Here is a 16,572-nt window from a genome sequence, read left to right on the forward strand (position 1 = left end):
TGCGTTTTCACTAAATTGCACCGTCATAATAACGATTTTTTTACGAATAGACTAATCAGCAGCGCTTTCGTGTACCAGTCAAAGTTTATTCTCTGTACAGATTGGTCAAAATTGAAAATTAGTCGGAACTTAGTATGTAAAATAGTTTATTAAAGATGAAATGGGAAGGACCGAAAACTGGTCGCAAAATACGAATGAAGATATGCGAAGTACATATGACCGTTAAAAAACAATAAATAGCTACAAATGAAAAAAGAGTCTACCTATAAGCCTATCAATAATGTCCGTATCGTTACGGCAGCTTCACTATATGACGGCCATGACGCAGCAATAAATATAATGCGAAGAATAATCCAATCTACAGGGGTTGAGGTTATCCATTTAGGCCATGATCGAAGTGTTTTAGAGGTGGTAGACTGTGCCATCCAGGAGGATGTGAACGCTATTGCGATAACTTCTTATCAAGGAGGGCACAATGAATATTTTAAATATATGCGCGATCTTTTAGTGGAGAGAGGGGCAGGGCATATTAAGATTTTTGGCGGCGGTGGCGGTGTTATCCTGCCTCAAGAAATCAAGGAGCTAATGGATTATGGCATTACAAGGATTTATGCTCCTGATGACGGACGGACCATGGGCCTTCAAGGAATGATTAATGATTTGGTAAAACAAAGTGATTTTCCAATACCCTGCCTTAAAACCCAAGATAACGAAAAATTAGAGCAATTGCTATTGGAAAAGGATGCCTCGACCATTGCGAGATTGATTAGCCTTGCGGAGAATAGGTATGCAGACTTTGAGAAGCATTCCACTATTTTAAATACTAATGACAAGATGGTTCCTGTATTAGGTATTACTGGGACGGGCGGAGCTGGGAAATCTAGTTTGGTAGATGAGCTTGTAAGGCGTTTTTTAATAGATTTTCCAAAGGGAACCATCGGAATAATATCTGTAGATCCCTCTAAAAGGAAGACAGGCGGGGCCTTATTAGGAGATCGAATCCGTATGAATTCTATCAATGATCCAAGGGTGTATATGCGGTCTTTGGCAACAAGACAGTCTAACCTTGCCTTGTCCAAACATGTAGATGAAGCCGTACGGGTTCTAAAGGGGGCGGGCTTTGATCTGGTTATCTTGGAAACTTCGGGAATTGGACAATCCGACACCGAAATAACAGAACATAGCGATGTGTCCCTTTACGTAATGACACCGGAGTTTGGTGCGGCCACCCAATTGGAAAAAATAGATATGTTGGATTTTGCCGATTTGGTGGCCATAAATAAGTTCGACAAAAGGGGGGCCTTAGATGCGGTCAGGGATGTAAAGAAACAATACGTGCGTAACCATGGACTGTGGGAAGTGTCGCATGATGAACTGCCCATTTTTGGAACCATCGCTTCGCAATTTAACGATCCAGGAATGAATAGATTGTATCGTGCTGTAATGATTGCCCTAGAGGAGAAAACGAAAACGAAGTTGCGATCTAAATTTGTGATAACGAAAGGGAACGAGGAAATGAATTTTGTAATTCCCCCTGCCAGGACTAGATATTTGTCGGAAATCGCTGAAAACAATAGGCAATATGATCTCAATGCCAGTGCCCAATCCGAAGTGGCCCAACAATTATACGGCATTTTTAAAACAATAATTTCTGTTTTAGGAGCCAATGCACCTGAGGACTCCTCCGAGATCCTTTCCGATAGCGGAATCAATACAGAAAAAGTACTGCAATTGACAGAGCCTAAGGATAAAATGCAGCTAATTACCTTGTTATGTGCAGAATTTGAAAGTTTGAAGATGAATTTGGACCCGCACCATTATAAGATGATTCTAAATTGGGGGTCTACGGTTGAATTGTATAAAAATCCAGAATATAGCTTTAAGGTGAGGGGAAAGGAGATTAAAATGGCTACCCATACCAAATCCTTGTCCCAATCCGATATTCCAAAAATTGCACTTCCCAAATACAAAGCATGGGGAGACCTCCTTCTTTGGATGCTCCAAGAGAATGTGCCTGGCAAATTCCCTTATACGGCAGGGTTATATCCCTTTAAGCGTACAGGGGAAGATCCCACAAGGATGTTTGCAGGGGAAGGTAGTCCCGAGCGTACCAATAGAAGGTTCCATTATGTGAGCTTCGGCCTTCCGGCTAAACGATTGTCTACCGCCTTCGATTCTGTTACCCTTTATGGAAGTAATCCGGATAAAAGACCCGATATCTATGGTAAAATCGGAAATGCAGGTGTTTCGGTTTGTTGCTTGGATGATGCTAAAAAACTGTACTCTGGTTTCGATTTAAGTGATGCTATGACCTCGGTAAGCATGACAATCAATGGTCCGGCTCCAATGCTACTAGGGTATTTTATGAATGCCGCTATTGATCAAAATTGTGAGAAGTACATTAAGGAAAATGGACTGGAACAAGAAGTTGATAAGAAAATAAAGGCGTTTTATAAAGGAAGAGAAAAGTTGAGGCCCATTTATCACGGATCCTTGCCGAAAGGGAACAATGGCCTGGGATTAATGCTATTAGGGGTTACTGGAAATCAGGTCTTGCCCGAGAAGGTATATCAAGATATAAAAAATAAGACAATCCAACAGGTGAGGGGTACGGTACAGGCCGATATTCTCAAGGAAGACCAAGCACAGAATACCTGTATATTTTCTACCGAATTTGCCCTAAGGTTAATGGGAGATGTGCAGGAATATTTTATAGATAACCAAGTGCGTAATTTTTATTCGGTATCTATTTCTGGATATCATATTGCTGAGGCAGGTGCCAACCCTATTACCCAATTGGCATTTACCCTTGCAAACGGATTTACCTATGTGGAATATTACTTAAGTCGGGGAATGGACATTAATAAATTTGGTCCCAATCTTTCTTTTTTCTTCTCTAACGGGATAGATCCCGAGTATGCGGTTATCGGAAGGGTGGCCAGAAGGATATGGTCTAAGGCAATGCGTTTAAAATACGGGGCAGATGCTAGGGCGCAGATGTTAAAATATCATATCCAGACTTCTGGGAGGAGCCTGCATGCCCAGGAGATAGATTTTAACGATATTAGAACAACATTACAAGCACTGTATGCAATATACGACAACTGTAACTCCTTGCATACCAATGCTTATGATGAAGCAATAACTACTCCTACGGAGGAATCTGTTCGTAGGGCCATGGCTATACAATTGATCATAAACAAGGAATTGGGGCTTGCAAAGAACGAAAATCCTCTACAAGGGTCATTTATAATTGAGGAATTGACGGATCTGGTAGAATCTGCGGTGTTGATGGAATTTGATCGGATCACGGAACGCGGGGGAGTTCTGGGGGCAATGGAGACCATGTACCAACGCTCCAAAATTCAAGAGGAAAGTCTCTATTACGAAACTCTGAAACACAATGGCAAATATCCTATAATTGGGGTGAATACCTACCTAAGTGCTAAAGGCTCTCCAACCATTTTACCTGTAGAAGTGATAAGGGCCACCGAGGAGGAGAAACAAGATCAAATCCAGACCCTTGAAAATTTACATAGTATGAACAAAGAGGTTTCCCAAACTAAATTAGAAGCCCTTCAACATGCGGCCATTAAAAATGAAAATATATTTGAATACCTAATGGAGGTGACCAAGTATTGTTCCTTAGGGCAAATTACCAAAGCCCTGTATGAGGTGGGCGGACAATATAGGAGAAATATGTAGGATGGAATGCTTGGATATTGGAATTCAGCTTGGTTCAAGACCTATCTGTGGCGGTTTCCTAAAAGCAGCTAAAAACGGGTGACACAATTGTAATTTACAGTTGTGCTCGCGGGGGTTTCTTCTTTTGCGGATTGACGATAATTTTTGCTTAAACACAACAATTAGTCCTGATCCGCTTTATGGCCCTTTGTTTATTTAAGTTTTCAGAAATTGAAATCTGGGATAGTCTTGAAATTAAAAATTTAACGCCTCATTGATCGTCTCCAAACCTTGTACATCCGCCTAAAACTTTTGATTTCGCTACGCAGAAGATTTAAATATTCTTTTTCCTTTACCCCGTCTTTTTCCAATCCAATACAATAAGAGTTGATGTTCTTAATAATAATATTGATAAAAGTGGCACTTCTCATTCTTACATCGTAAGATTCTGATTGTTCTGCCGCTGCAATTTGTTGGGGTATTAAAATGGAGTCTGTCAATAAAGAATCGGCAATATTATCGCGCAAGCTGTTGGATTGATATAATTTCAACAAATCTTTGTTATAGGAAACATAGGACGCAATCTCCCTACTCATATGTAAGAGGTCCAGTGATTTGCGATAAATAGGAATCGAACTAAGGTTTTTATAGGGCATTTTTAGTATAACAGCATTAATTATATAAAATTACATTGAATTTTACGAAAATGGATTTGGATTGTATGGTAAAAGTGTAATTTAGCTATCGGAAACAAATATTATTAATCAATTTTACTTTGAAAACAAAGATAGACGTCCTTAATTGGAAGATTTTAAAATTTCTTCAAGAAAATGCCCGTGAATCTTTCGCAAATATCGGAAGGAAAGTAGGCTTAACGGCCCCGGCTGTTGGTGAGCGTGTGAAGAAGATGGAAGACATCGGGATTATCTCTGGATATAAGGCGGTCGTGTCCCATTCTCATACGGGATATCAACTTAAGGCAATCATTACATTGCGTGCCTTTATGGGGAAATTAAAGCCGTTTTTGGAGGCGGTCAATTCTTTTGAGGAGGTGATAAATTGCTATCGGATCACAGGGAATGAGAATATCATAATGATGGTCGTATTAAAGGATCAATTTCACCTAGAGAAATTTATTGATAAACTTATTCAATATGGGGAAACAAGAACCCATATTGTCCTTTCGGATGTAGTTTCCAATGCCCCTATCAAAAAAAGGGATATTTAGAGAAATTTCCAGATAACTGCAATTAAAAACTTAGAGACCGCTAAATAAATACTTATCTTTAGAGAGTATGAGTATTGGGACGACCTATTCATGGGTCAGTGGATCCAATCCTAACCTGCTTCACAGCTGTTTCGGCGAATTCTGATATGGATTAAATCGATGCCAGGGCATAAGGCTAATATTCAATAGCTAAAAAATAGTCAACTAGGATAAAGTTGATCTAAAGGGGGAATAAGCAGTTAACTACTGCCTCTATTTTTTTAAATCGCATTATGTTAGATAAAGTTACCCATATACAATTCAGAAAGTCTTTGTGCTTTGCACTTTTGGCCTTGTTGCTGGCATTCCCTATTATGGCGCAAGAAAAACCTGAACTTAAAATTGGCGGGGCATTGCGTTTCAATTATAACTTGTCCTCTTGGAAAGAGGGTCAGAAAAAACGTGGAGGAGATTTTGGCTATGATATGTTCAGGATAAATGTCGAAGCTGCCTATAAAGGGATATTTTTGAACGCCGAATACAGATTGTATTCTAATGATTTTGGAGGCGGATTCTTAAAGCAGGGATGGGTAGGTTACTATTTTAATGAATTAGATCAAATTCATATTGGTTTAACCCAGGTGCCTTTTGGAATTCAACAGTACAATTCTCACAACTGGTTTTTCAACCTGTCCTATTATATGGGATTGGAAGATGACCATGATATGGGTGTGAAATACATACATGCAGGAGAGAAATTTGAATATCAACTTGCATTCTTCAAAAATGCGGAAGAATTGAGATTTGGCAATAATTCCGAAACTTCCCCAAATCGATATTCTTATGATATCACAGGTAGAAACAAAGAGGTAAATCAATTCAACGGAAAATTTATCTACAAATTTGGAATAGATTCGGCAAGTAGATTGGGTATTTCCATGGAATATGGTGGCCTCTATAATCTTGATACCGAAGAAATGGGAGATCACAAAGCTTTTGCAGCACATTACGAAATAACCAAAGGGAAATGGAGTGGAAAAGCACAATTTATTACTGCTTCACATAACCCAGCCAATGCCGAAGGAGAAGCTACTGAGGTTGTTAAAATGGGAGCCTATGGGGCGTCTTATGAAGTTGCCTCCGATTTTAATATGTACTCTATGGCGATCTCCAGAAATGTTCCCGTAAATTTGGGGCCTGTTTCGAATTTACAGTTTTACAATGATTTTGGTTTTATGCAGAAAAAAGCCTCTGGATTTACCGATTCTTATATGAATGTAACTGGAGTATTAGTCTCTGCGGGAAGCTTATATATGTATATTGATTATGCCGCGGGCTACAATCATTCTTGGTTAGGTGGAAATTTTGTGGACGATTTCTCCAAAGGGGATCCAGATGCCAAATGGGAAGCACGGTTTAATATTAATATTGGTTACTATTTTTAGGGTTTATATATAAAACCAAGGGTTTTAAACCCTTGGTGCAATTAATTACATTAACAAACAACATGCTTTATGGCTAAGAAGATTATAAGAAGTGATGAGAAAAAATCCATTTTTGGATTGCAAGTGAATGGTCCAGTATTTTTTACATCGGCTATTATCATCATCATTATCATAACATTAACCCTGATGTTTAAAGTCGGGGCAGAAGAATATTTTACCGCTATCCAAGATTTTGTTGCAAAGCAGGCCGGTTGGTTTTTTATATTGAGCATAAATGTCTTTCTAATATTTATGATTTATCTGGCCTTCAGTAAATTTGGGCAGTTAAGAATTGGAGGGCAAAGTGCGAAACCCGAATTTAAAACCCTTTCATGGTTCGCGATGCTTTTTAGTGCGGGAATGGGAATTGGATTGTTGTTTTGGAGTATTTCAGAACCAATTTATCATTTTTTGAGTCCACCAATGGCAGAAGGGGGAACTGCTGAAGCAGCCAAGGAAGCCATGAAATTCACCTTTTTGCACTGGGGTTTTCACGCCTGGGCAGTGTATGCATTGGTAGGATTATCCCTAGCGTATTTTACTTATTCCCGCGGACTCCCGCTTACCATTAGGTCGGTTTTTTATCCTTTTTTAGGGGATAAAATTTACGGAAGAATTGGAGATGCCATAGATATCTTCGCTGTTCTCGCCACTGTATTTGGTCTTGCCACTTCTTTAGGGATGGGGGTGCAACAAATTGCTGCAGGATTAAATCACCTTTTTGATGTAGATAGTGGAGTGCAGACTCAAATTATATTAATTGTCGGAATCACGTTAGTGGCTACCGTCTCAGTTGTTTTGGGCGTAGATAAAGGAGTGAGAATTTTGAGTGAATGGAATATGAGAATAGCGGTGCTATTCCTTCTGGTAGTAGTGATATTAGGACCAACAATCTTTATTTTTAAATCCTTCTTGCAAAATACAGGGAATTATTTATCCAATTTTCTTGAAATTGCAACCTGGACAGAAAGTTTCACTGGCTCCAATTGGCAAAATGCATGGACCCTTTTTTACTGGGGATGGTGGATTGCCTGGTCTCCTTTTGTAGGGATGTTTATTGCCCGTATTTCCAAAGGGCGTACCGTGCGTGAGTTTATTCTGGGAGTTTTAATAGTGCCTTCGATCGTTACTTTTTTTTGGATCTCAGCATTCGGAAGTACAGCGATACATGAGGCACTTCTTGGAGATGATACGATTGTAAATGCTGTGAATGATAATGTTGCCACCGCCCTATTTGTATTTTTGGAAGATTATCCATTTTCATTTATTCTTAACATTATTGCCGTAATTTTAATTGCAGGATTCTTTATCACTTCTTCAGATTCTGGATCTTTGGTGGTAGATAACTTAACGTCCGGAGGCAAATTAGATGCTCCTGTAGGGCAAAGAATCTTTTGGGCCCTTGCGGAAGGTAGTGTTGCAGCAGTTCTTCTAATCGGGGGGGGATTACAGGCGCTTCAAACAGCTACCATAGTTACGGGATTGCCCTTTGCGGTGATTTTAATAATTATGTGTTTTTCACTATACAAAGGTTTAAATGAAGACCTTCGGAAACTAAAAAAGCGGGAATCTCAAAAAGAACTCGAAAATTACGAGGAAATAGTTTCTACAATCGTTAAAAAACGAAATACTAATCAGCAAACTAACATTAAATAATTCTACTAATGACTGAAATAAAAAACATCTTGGTCGCCTTAGACCTTTCAGATATAGATAGCACCCTAATTGAGTATGCATCATTTCTTGCTGACACTCTCAAGGTTGATAAGGTGTACTTTGTGCATAATATTAAAAAATATGAGATCTCAGAATTATTTGAGGAACAGTTAAAGGATATTAACCTTGACGAAGTAATTGGGGATGAGTTAAATGAAAAGGTAGAGGAAAAATTCACCTCTTCAACAGCATGGGAAGTTCTTATTTCAGAAGATCCTTATTCCGAGTCCCTTATCAATTATATTGTCAATAAATATGAGGTTCAACTCGCTTTAATTGGGAATAAGAACAGATCAAAAGGTACCGGAGTCGTTAGTGGGAAATTATTGCGTCTGCTTAAATGTCATATTTTGTCTATTCCAAATAATTCGAAACCCGATATTGCCAATATCTGGGTGGGAACAGATTTTTCAAGCGCTTCCAAAAAGGTTTTTGATTTGGCTGAAAACTTACAGAGCGCCACAGCGGCTAAAGTAAATGCGGTGCATGTATACAACGTGCCGCTTCAGTTCTCTCCATATATTCCAAAAGAACATCTCGATAAGAGGATAGAAAATCATTTAAAGGTGAAATATGAGAAATTAATAAAAAAGATTGGATACAAGGGAGAACTAACTTCAGAAATTATTCCAGGAAGGGAGAACGGGGTTGCAGAAAAACTGCGAACCAAAGCTAATACTTCCAAGGTAGATCTTATCATTGTTGGTGACAAAGGCAGAAACACCTTCTCTTCCTTGCTCGTAGGAAGCGTTACCGAGGAGCTTTTTAATCAGGATCTTGAAGTACCCTTATGGATCGTTAAGTAAATATCTGAAAAATATGGTATTTAGGATCTTTGAGGATTTTACTGATAATTCCACGCCTTCCACACTTTCATCTCCTAGACAGAATCCAAGATAAAATCGATTTATACAGGGGGTAGGTGATTGCAGGTTCAACAGGTATGACAGCCATTCCTTTTTTATATTGAATCGTTTTTATTGAAAAGGTCGATATTCAGGACCCTACTAATAAAAATGATCGATACGTAATAAGTGAATCAAAAGGAATAAAATTTCATCGATGTATCGATCTCTATAATTTTTTTAAGAAGGACCTATATTGTTTTGATGCTATAGTAATTATTGTTTTCTTTATTAAAGCAATTAATTTAGGTGCGACTTTTTTTTTAATGAATATATCCGTCAAGTACAACATAACTAATTTGCCTTGATTGATGGAAATTAATAATTTGGCTAGATATTTGATGCCATGAGATCTATGAGGAAATTTATTATACTACTGTTCCTAGGAACGGTCTTTTGCGTCAACGCTCAACAGTTTACCTTTAAAAAAGGGGTGGTTACCGATTCAATCGCGGTAAAAGATTCAATTTCCGAGAGTTTTTCCCTATTTCTTCCAACTGCCTTTGAGTTGGATAAAAATTGGCCCATCTTATTTATTTTTGATATGGAGGGGAAGGGTAGGCAGGCCTTAAGAATGTATAGGGAAGCAGCGGAAGATCAAGGTTTTATTTTGGCTGCATCCAATAATGTAAGTGATTCCCTCTCTACTTCGCAAAATATTATGATCACCGGGAGAATGTTAAATACGGTGATCAAACTTTTGCCAATTCATAAAAATAGAACCTATACTGCTGGATTTGGCGAAGGGGGACAATTTGCAAGTGTGTTACCCCTTTTCGTAAGGGGAATTACCGGAGTAATCTCTACTGGAGCTGCTTATCCGAATCTTGAAGTTTTGGATGCAAATCATGCGTCTTATTTTATCGGAATTATAGGAAAAGAAGATTTTGCATATCCGGATCTGTTGGTTACCATGAGTGCGTTCGATAAATTGAAAATTCCTAACGATCTATTGGTGTTTGATGGAGGTCATGAATGGCCGGAAAATAAGTATCTGAAAAATGCAATGGAAATATTGACTTTGTCGGCAATGGCTAAAGGACATTTGGAGACGGATGATCTGTATGTCGATAAAACCTATAATCAAAATTTGGCAGAGCTTACAAGATTGATGAATTCAAATAAATCGTTGGAGGCCTTCGAGTTTTTAGAGGGAATGCAATCTATTTTTCGACTACATAAGGACGTGGATACTTTAAAAATTATAAAACGACAATTAAAAAGGGATAAGGTATTTAAAATCATGAAGCGTAATGAGAGCAATGCGATGCTAAAAGAAGCTTTTATTAAGGAAGATTATATTTATTATTTGGAGGAGGATATCGCAACCTATAACTATAAAAATCTCGGTTGGTGGACCTACCAGATGGAGGAACTTAAGAAATATGAAAAGAGCAAAATTCTTGCTGAGCGGCAAATGGGGAAGCGACTCCTAGGATTTATTAATGCCCTGATAGAAGATAATATTGATGTGTTGGAGGCCGAAAAAGAGATCGATTATGATGCTTTAAGCCTAGTTTGGATGCTGAAAACTATCACCCAGCCAAAGGAATATGATTATTATTTGAAAATTATTGCCAAGAGTGCGGAAGTAGAGGACTTTGGCACCTCTCTATTCTATTTGGAGGAATTATTGAAGAACGGATATACCGATAAGGCAAAATTGTACCAACTTGAAAATACTGCCCTCCTGAGAATTACCCCAGAGTTTAATCAAATTGTGGAAAAGTACCTTAAGGAAGCGCGCTATGAACCTATTGAAGATTAGTTAGATATAGGCAGTTTTCTGTTTAAGGGGTTTTTCCGGTAATTTATAACAACGCTTTGGATAAGAATTTTCCTATTACTTGTCCAGGGAATTCTAGTTTCAAGACTTTTTTGGCCTTCATATTGTTATTGACCCTTGGTATAGGGTTTATAGTTGAGGTGGGGTATATGTCCCAAATAGATTTATTTAAGCAAAAAAGATGTGTATTTTTGCTATAAAAAGGGAGCTATGTGGAGATTGACGTTGATTTCAATTATTTGTTTATTAGGTTGTAAGGAGAGCAAGAAGTATCACGATACCCAGCATACTAGTGAATTGGTAGCGAATGCTGGTGAGTTGACCGATGTTTTTCAATTTCAGGATAAATTGAACAGGGAATTCAAGAACCCAGAAACTTCGCCATTACCAGATCGATATCGAAAGAACTTTACAAGTTTAGATTTTTTTGTTCCAGATAGTACGTATCGGATTACAGCAAAATTTACTAGAACTCCAGAGGCCTTGCCTTTTTTTATGCCTACAACCACTGGTGGAAAAACAGAGGAACTGGTTTATGCAATAATCAATTTTCAACTGAATGGAAAGGAACATGAATTGGAAGTATATCAAAACACCGAATTAATACAACAGGCGCAATATAAAGACTATCTTTTCTTGCCATTTTCCGATCTTACCAATGGGGAGGAAACTTATGGGGGCGGAAGATATTTGGACTTGCGAATTCCCGAAGGGAATACTATTGTGTTAGATTTCAACAAGGCCTACAACCCTTATTGTGCTTATAACGCAAAATATTCCTGTCCCGTTGTTCCTAAACAAAACAGGTTGGACACCCACATTAGTGCTGGGGTAAAGACGTTTTCCAACTAACAAAATAAAAGGTCTGATCATCATGTTGATCAGACCTTTTATTTATAAGATTTGTCTTTCTGCTAAAAAGCATATATAGCTGCAATTACCAGGGAGGACATGCTTTTTTGGGGTTGTAGATTTTTATCCAAAAAATTAAAGGATTCATCCGATGAACTGTCCAGTCTAATTTCCGGTTTTATGGTCAAATCTCCTATTTTAGCGCTTCCTGTTAGTGTTATGGCGAAAACATCGGAGTCCGCTTCACCGGTGCCAATGGCACCATAATCGCCCATTTCAGTGAAATATTCCCCCCTTAATCCAAGGGAGAAATTATCTGAAGTAGCGTATTGTGGATAAAGCGCAACTCCAGCAAACCCTAGGCCGTCATGATCATAAAGAGCAGCGTTTATTCCCAGATAAAACTGATCGGATACATCCAATCCACCAGTAAAGTCAATCTCATAAGCTCCATCATCGGTCAATACATTCAAATACTGCCCGTTATAGCCTAATTGTGCGCCAAAGGCGTATTTTCCTGTGGAATTTAATTCCGTTTGATCGGTGGGGTTCATTGCTGCTAACATAAGACTAAATGTGTCGGACAAGGCGATATCTACTTTTAGGCCAGTATGTGAAAACGGTCCATAAGAAAATAAATAGGAGGTGCTATAATTGAAATTTCCCATTGGGGAAATTACCTCGTACCCAAAAAACGTATTAAAATTTCCGAAAGTCAATTTCACCGATTCATGTACCTTCCAATACACATATAGTTGGTTCACTATATTTCCGGTTGCGGAATAAATTGGAGAAGCAAAAATAGCATCGGTGCCCCTAGGGCCAAATACCAAATCGCTGACAAAACCTACTTTCTCTCCTTCGTAACTTATTATGGCATTGGCCATTCCCAAAGCAAATCCAGGTAAATTGGCAAAAGAGCTGCCGGGAGCGGCGTTGGGTAATTTGGAGGAATCGTCAAAACCATTATCCCTGTTCAGGTTAACCCGATAATAAGCGTCTACGCTTCCTGTTAGGGAGAATTTGGTATCTTTTTGCTCCTTATCCTGCGAAAAAATGTGGGCAGATAGGAGGGTTAATACGGATACTAGGAAATATTTTACGTAATTTGTGTGAATGATCTTTTTCATAATTCAATAGTTTGTATCCTGGTATGGATGTTAAAATAAATTGATGTTTTTGTTGGAAAGGGTTATTAACGGAGCGTTCTACAAAACGCTCCGTTATCTTTTTAGTATAGGTTTATTAATGTTGGTTCATTCTAAAATCGGCGTAGGCATCCATACCGTGTTCGTGAATATCCAAGCCTTCCATTTCCTCTTCTGTAGACACCCTAATTCCCGATGCTTTTTTAATGGTCGTTAGAATTATAAACGCCATAACAGAACAGAACAGTCCAACAATGGCAACTCCTGAAAGTTGATATAGAAACTGTGTGATTCCGGCCTTGGCGCCAAAAATACCCACGGCTAGAGTGCCCCATATGCCACATATAAGGTGTACGGCAACGGCTCCTACAGGATCATCTAATCTTAGGCGATCGATCAATGCAACTCCGAGAATAATTACACATCCAGCTATTGCCCCAATAAGAATGGCTTCTGAGGGCGACATTAAATCTGCCCCTGCGGTGATACCTACCAATCCGCCCAAAATTCCATTTAGCATCATGGTAAGGTCGTAATTTTTGTAGCGTATATAGTAAAGTATAAACGCCCCTATTCCACCTGCAGCACCAGCGAGACAGGTGGTGACCAAGACGATGGAAGTACTGGCTGGATCTGCCGATAATACAGAACCTCCATTAAAGCCAAACCAGCCTAACCATAGAATAAGTACCCCAGCGGTAGCCAAAGGAATATTATGGCCTGGAATGGCATTGGGCTTTCCGTCTTCGCCAAATTTACCTATTCTTGGTCCTAAAATATAAATTGCCATTAATGCGGCCCATCCCCCAACGGAATGTACTAAGGTTGACCCTGCGAAATCGTGAAATCCGGCATTCTCACCGCCAAGTGTGGATAAAAATCCTCCACCCCATTGCCAAGATCCTACTATAGGATATATAAAAGCGATATATAAAACGGTGAACAACATAAACTGTCCCAATTTTATTCTTTCTGCAACCGCCCCGGAGACAATCGTTGCTGCCGTGGCAGCAAACATTCCTTGGAACAAGAAATCTGTCCAATAAGTATACCCTTCATTATAGCTGAGGTCTAAACTGCCGTTAGCTAATAAGGGGGCTTCTAGGCCAAATCCTGCAAAACCAAAAAACCCGTTAAAACTACCTGGGTACATGAGGTTAAAACCTATGAAATAGTAAAGTATTAGTCCAGTACAGATGATAAATATGTTCTTGAATAGTATATTGATAGTGTTTTTTTGTCTTGTTAGACCAATTTCTAATAATGAAAATCCTAAATGCATGAAAAATACGAGAGCCGTACAGATCATCATCCATACATTGTTTGCTGTAAATAGTCCTATGTCCATATTGTGTTTGTTTATTAGTTGCTAATTTTTTTAGTTGATACCTGCTGGTCCACGTTCTTTTGTTCTGATGCGATAGGCTTCTTGGATTTCAGAAACGAATATTTTCCCGTCGCCTACATTCCCAGAATATGCGGTCTCTAAGATGGTATTGATTGTTCTTTGTAGAAATTCGTCCGATACTACTATGGATAAATACCGGCGCTGAATGTCCGTGGTGCTATAAGATATGCCCCGATAAACATGGCCCTGTTTTTCATTTCCCACTCCAGTTACATCCCAGTAACTAAAAAAATTGACTTCAATTTGATGCAAGGCTTTTTTCACATCATCAAATTTTGATTTCCGAATGATTGCTTCTATTTTTTTCATAAAACAGTTGTTGTTTGTTTTGATAAATGTAATTTAAAACAATACACCCCCTAGAAAATATGGGGTGTATTGTGATATTTTTGTTATTTAATCAAAATACACCCTATTTAAATGTGGGTGTGATTAAAAATAAGCCTGATTTTGCAGATGTTGATCTGTTTATTAAGATGTTTTATTTCGTAAATTGATGAAATAGTAGTATTAATTCGGTTTTGTTAGGTATTCTGTATCAATGCGTGGTTTTATTTAATGTAAAATAGAGTTTGTAGGGGATTAATAGGGTTTTCGATAATTTAATATAGTTTGATTGCCATTAGGTAGAGAGGCCTTCCTTTTGCTTTTACGTAGAATAGGACATGCTATGGTAGTCCATGCATCTGTAGTGCAGGGTGTAAAAGTCAACGGTCCACATGACAGAATTATACCATAATGCTGGTAGCCGTTTCTAGGATATAAAATGGAGAAACTTTGGGAGGTAGAAAGAGTATTTTTAAATGTCTGTTTCTAAATAAGGCTAATGATAAGTTCTGGTTGTTTTGTCTTAAAAGCTTTTAGAAAGCCAAAAGCCAAAAACTACAGCCATAATACCTAGAAGGATGCTTGTAGTGGTATAGACGGTGAAATTTAGAAAATCACCATTTTTTAAAAAGGTTTGTTGTTCCAATGCAAAGGAGGAAAAGGTAGTGAAGCCCCCACAAAACCCTGTTGTCAACAACAATGCCTGATTTTGAGTAAGCAGATCGTTCTTTGCGGAAAGACCAATGATAAAACCGATTAGAAAGCAACCAATAACGTTAACTAGAAAAGTGCCTAGATAAAAATTGTGAATAGAACTATTGAAGGTTTTACTGATTAAATAACGTAAAATGCTACCGGTACCGCCACCTAAAAACACAAGAATAAGTTGTTTCATTCGGTCATTTGTTTTATTTGCTCGTCAAAGTAAATAAAAAATGCCGTACCTGGGCTGTTCATTAAATCTAAAATTCTTCTGAAGTTTATGTTGGAAGGAACTGGTCTCATTAATTCTTTACTTTTAGGCAATAATAACCATGCCTTATATAAGGTGTCCATAAATGGAGATAGGGTTTGCTTCCTCTAAAAGAGAATTAGACTGCTTTTTTGTATTTCGATTCAATTGATGCTAGGGGGAAGATTACTGTTGTGGATTCTGAAATACGCTTTGCTGACTTTTCTTTCTTTTTGGAATTGTGGTTAAAACTAACTAAAAATAAAAGCGTGTTAATTACAACCAAAACCGAAAATATACTAAAAAAAGTGACCATTAAACATGCTATTTAGATATACAACGCAAAATTACCACTTTTCTTATGCCTCGTATCACAAAAGATAAGATTGTAGTGTTATTTTGCATTTTTATCACGGTCGGGGAATAGCTGTTAATTTTTTATATTAAACTTAATGACAAATAGGATTAGGATGAAGATTATAAAGAAAAGACCTATCCATTTAACACCCTTATAGTTCTTTTGGTGAAGTTTTTTATCTTTTTGATAGGCATATATGGTGATAATAACAAAAGTTATAAAAAAAAGAGCGGCAAAAATTAATTGTCCCGTACTGAACATATTTATATTTTTATGCAAATCTAACCTAAAATATTTACAAAATGAAACGTAAACTCGATGCGGTAAAATTGTTCCATAACTCATTTGGGTTGGGTGTCTCCGATAAAATTAGGGCAAATCTTGGGCTTGCAAAGAATAAGCTTCGGTACAATCTTATGGATGAAGAGAATAAGGAATACCTAGAAGCTGCTAATGGTAATGATATTGTGGAAGTGGCAGATGCTCTAGGTGATATGCTCTATATTTTATGCGGTACCATTTTGGAGCATGGAATGCAATATAAGATAGAAGAGGTTTTTGAAGAGATACAAAGGAGTAATATGAGTAAATTAGGGGAGGATGGCAGACCCATTTTAAGAGAAGATGGAAAAGTGCTAAAAGGTCCTAATTACTTTAAGCCAGAAATTTCCGAAATCCTAAAGAAATAATTGACTATGACCTGTATTGTGTGAATCTTAAATAAAAAATAAGCCACTTCTAATTC

14 protein-coding genes are annotated in these 16,572 nt (G+C 38.0%); 8 read left to right on the top strand and 6 right to left on the bottom strand.

Annotated elements, in window-relative coordinates:
* The first annotated feature begins 246 nt into the window (after positions 1-246).
* On the top strand, positions 247-3,705 hold the full coding sequence (locus KCTC52924_RS11655) for a methylmalonyl-CoA mutase family protein (RefSeq protein ID WP_251808298.1): 3,459 nt from the start codon (positions 247-249) through the stop codon (positions 3,703-3,705).
* A 242-nt stretch (positions 3,706-3,947) separates the two neighbouring features.
* On the opposite strand, the gene KCTC52924_RS11660 is transcribed toward KCTC52924_RS11655, so the two are convergent.
* The gene (locus tag KCTC52924_RS11660) at positions 3,948-4,280 is read right to left on the bottom strand and encodes a hypothetical protein (protein ID WP_251808299.1); all 333 of its coding nucleotides are present in this window, start codon (positions 4,278-4,280) and stop codon (positions 3,948-3,950) included.
* A 179-nt stretch (positions 4,281-4,459) separates the two neighbouring features.
* Here KCTC52924_RS11660 and KCTC52924_RS11665 point away from each other — a divergent pair, with 179 nt between their 5' ends.
* The 6 genes from KCTC52924_RS11665 (at position 4,460) to KCTC52924_RS11690 (ending at position 11,634) form a co-directional block, all read left to right on the top strand.
* A complete protein-coding gene (locus KCTC52924_RS11665; protein ID WP_251808300.1) occupies positions 4,460-4,912 on the top strand; it encodes an Lrp/AsnC family transcriptional regulator in 453 nt (150 codons plus the stop codon).
* 272 nt (positions 4,913-5,184) lie between these two features.
* Positions 5,185-6,336, top strand: coding sequence for a hypothetical protein (locus tag KCTC52924_RS11670; RefSeq protein ID WP_251808301.1), 1,152 nt, complete (start codon positions 5,185-5,187; stop codon positions 6,334-6,336).
* A gap of 69 nt (positions 6,337-6,405) precedes the next feature.
* On the top strand, positions 6,406-8,031 hold the full coding sequence (locus tag KCTC52924_RS11675) for a BCCT family transporter (protein WP_251808302.1): 1,626 nt from the start codon (positions 6,406-6,408) through the stop codon (positions 8,029-8,031).
* Between the two features lie 8 nt (positions 8,032-8,039).
* Positions 8,040-8,897: a universal stress protein gene (locus KCTC52924_RS11680; protein WP_251808303.1), complete on the top strand. Its 858-nt coding sequence runs from the start codon at positions 8,040-8,042 to the stop codon at positions 8,895-8,897.
* 454 nt (positions 8,898-9,351) lie between these two features.
* On the top strand, positions 9,352-10,764 hold the full coding sequence (locus tag KCTC52924_RS11685; RefSeq protein ID WP_251808304.1) for an alpha/beta hydrolase: 1,413 nt from the start codon (positions 9,352-9,354) through the stop codon (positions 10,762-10,764).
* Positions 10,765-10,992: 228 nt separating this feature from the next.
* A complete protein-coding gene (locus tag KCTC52924_RS11690; RefSeq protein WP_251808305.1) occupies positions 10,993-11,634 on the top strand; it encodes a DUF1684 domain-containing protein in 642 nt (213 codons plus the stop codon).
* A gap of 62 nt (positions 11,635-11,696) precedes the next feature.
* Here KCTC52924_RS11690 and KCTC52924_RS11695 read toward each other — a convergent pair whose 3' ends face one another.
* From KCTC52924_RS11695 to KCTC52924_RS11715, 5 genes are all read right to left on the bottom strand, one after another.
* A complete protein-coding gene (locus tag KCTC52924_RS11695; protein ID WP_251808306.1) occupies positions 11,697-12,764 on the bottom strand; it encodes an outer membrane beta-barrel protein in 1,068 nt (355 codons plus the stop codon).
* A 115-nt stretch (positions 12,765-12,879) separates the two neighbouring features.
* Positions 12,880-14,130 (bottom strand): ammonium transporter, encoded by a 1,251-nt coding sequence (locus tag KCTC52924_RS11700; protein ID WP_251808307.1) that lies wholly within the window; start codon positions 14,128-14,130, stop codon positions 12,880-12,882.
* Between the two features lie 30 nt (positions 14,131-14,160).
* On the bottom strand, positions 14,161-14,499 hold the full coding sequence (locus KCTC52924_RS11705) for a P-II family nitrogen regulator (RefSeq protein ID WP_251808308.1): 339 nt from the start codon (positions 14,497-14,499) through the stop codon (positions 14,161-14,163).
* A 541-nt stretch (positions 14,500-15,040) separates the two neighbouring features.
* Complete coding sequence (gene crcB / locus KCTC52924_RS11710) at positions 15,041-15,412, bottom strand: fluoride efflux transporter CrcB (RefSeq protein WP_251808309.1); 372 nt, start codon at positions 15,410-15,412, stop codon at positions 15,041-15,043.
* The gene (locus tag KCTC52924_RS11715; RefSeq protein ID WP_251808310.1) at positions 15,409-15,573 is read right to left on the bottom strand and encodes a hypothetical protein; all 165 of its coding nucleotides are present in this window, start codon (positions 15,571-15,573) and stop codon (positions 15,409-15,411) included. Before KCTC52924_RS11715 ends, crcB begins: the two co-directional genes overlap by 4 nt.
* 556 nt (positions 15,574-16,129) lie before the next feature.
* Here KCTC52924_RS11715 and KCTC52924_RS11720 point away from each other — a divergent pair.
* Positions 16,130-16,516: a nucleoside triphosphate pyrophosphohydrolase family protein gene (locus tag KCTC52924_RS11720; protein WP_251808312.1), complete on the top strand. Its 387-nt coding sequence runs from the start codon at positions 16,130-16,132 to the stop codon at positions 16,514-16,516.
* Positions 16,517-16,572 lie beyond the last annotated feature (56 nt).

Origin of the sequence: Arenibacter antarcticus (assembly GCF_041320605.1) — a bacterium.
GTDB classification, from domain to species: Bacteria; Bacteroidota; Bacteroidia; order Flavobacteriales; family Flavobacteriaceae; genus Arenibacter; species Arenibacter antarcticus.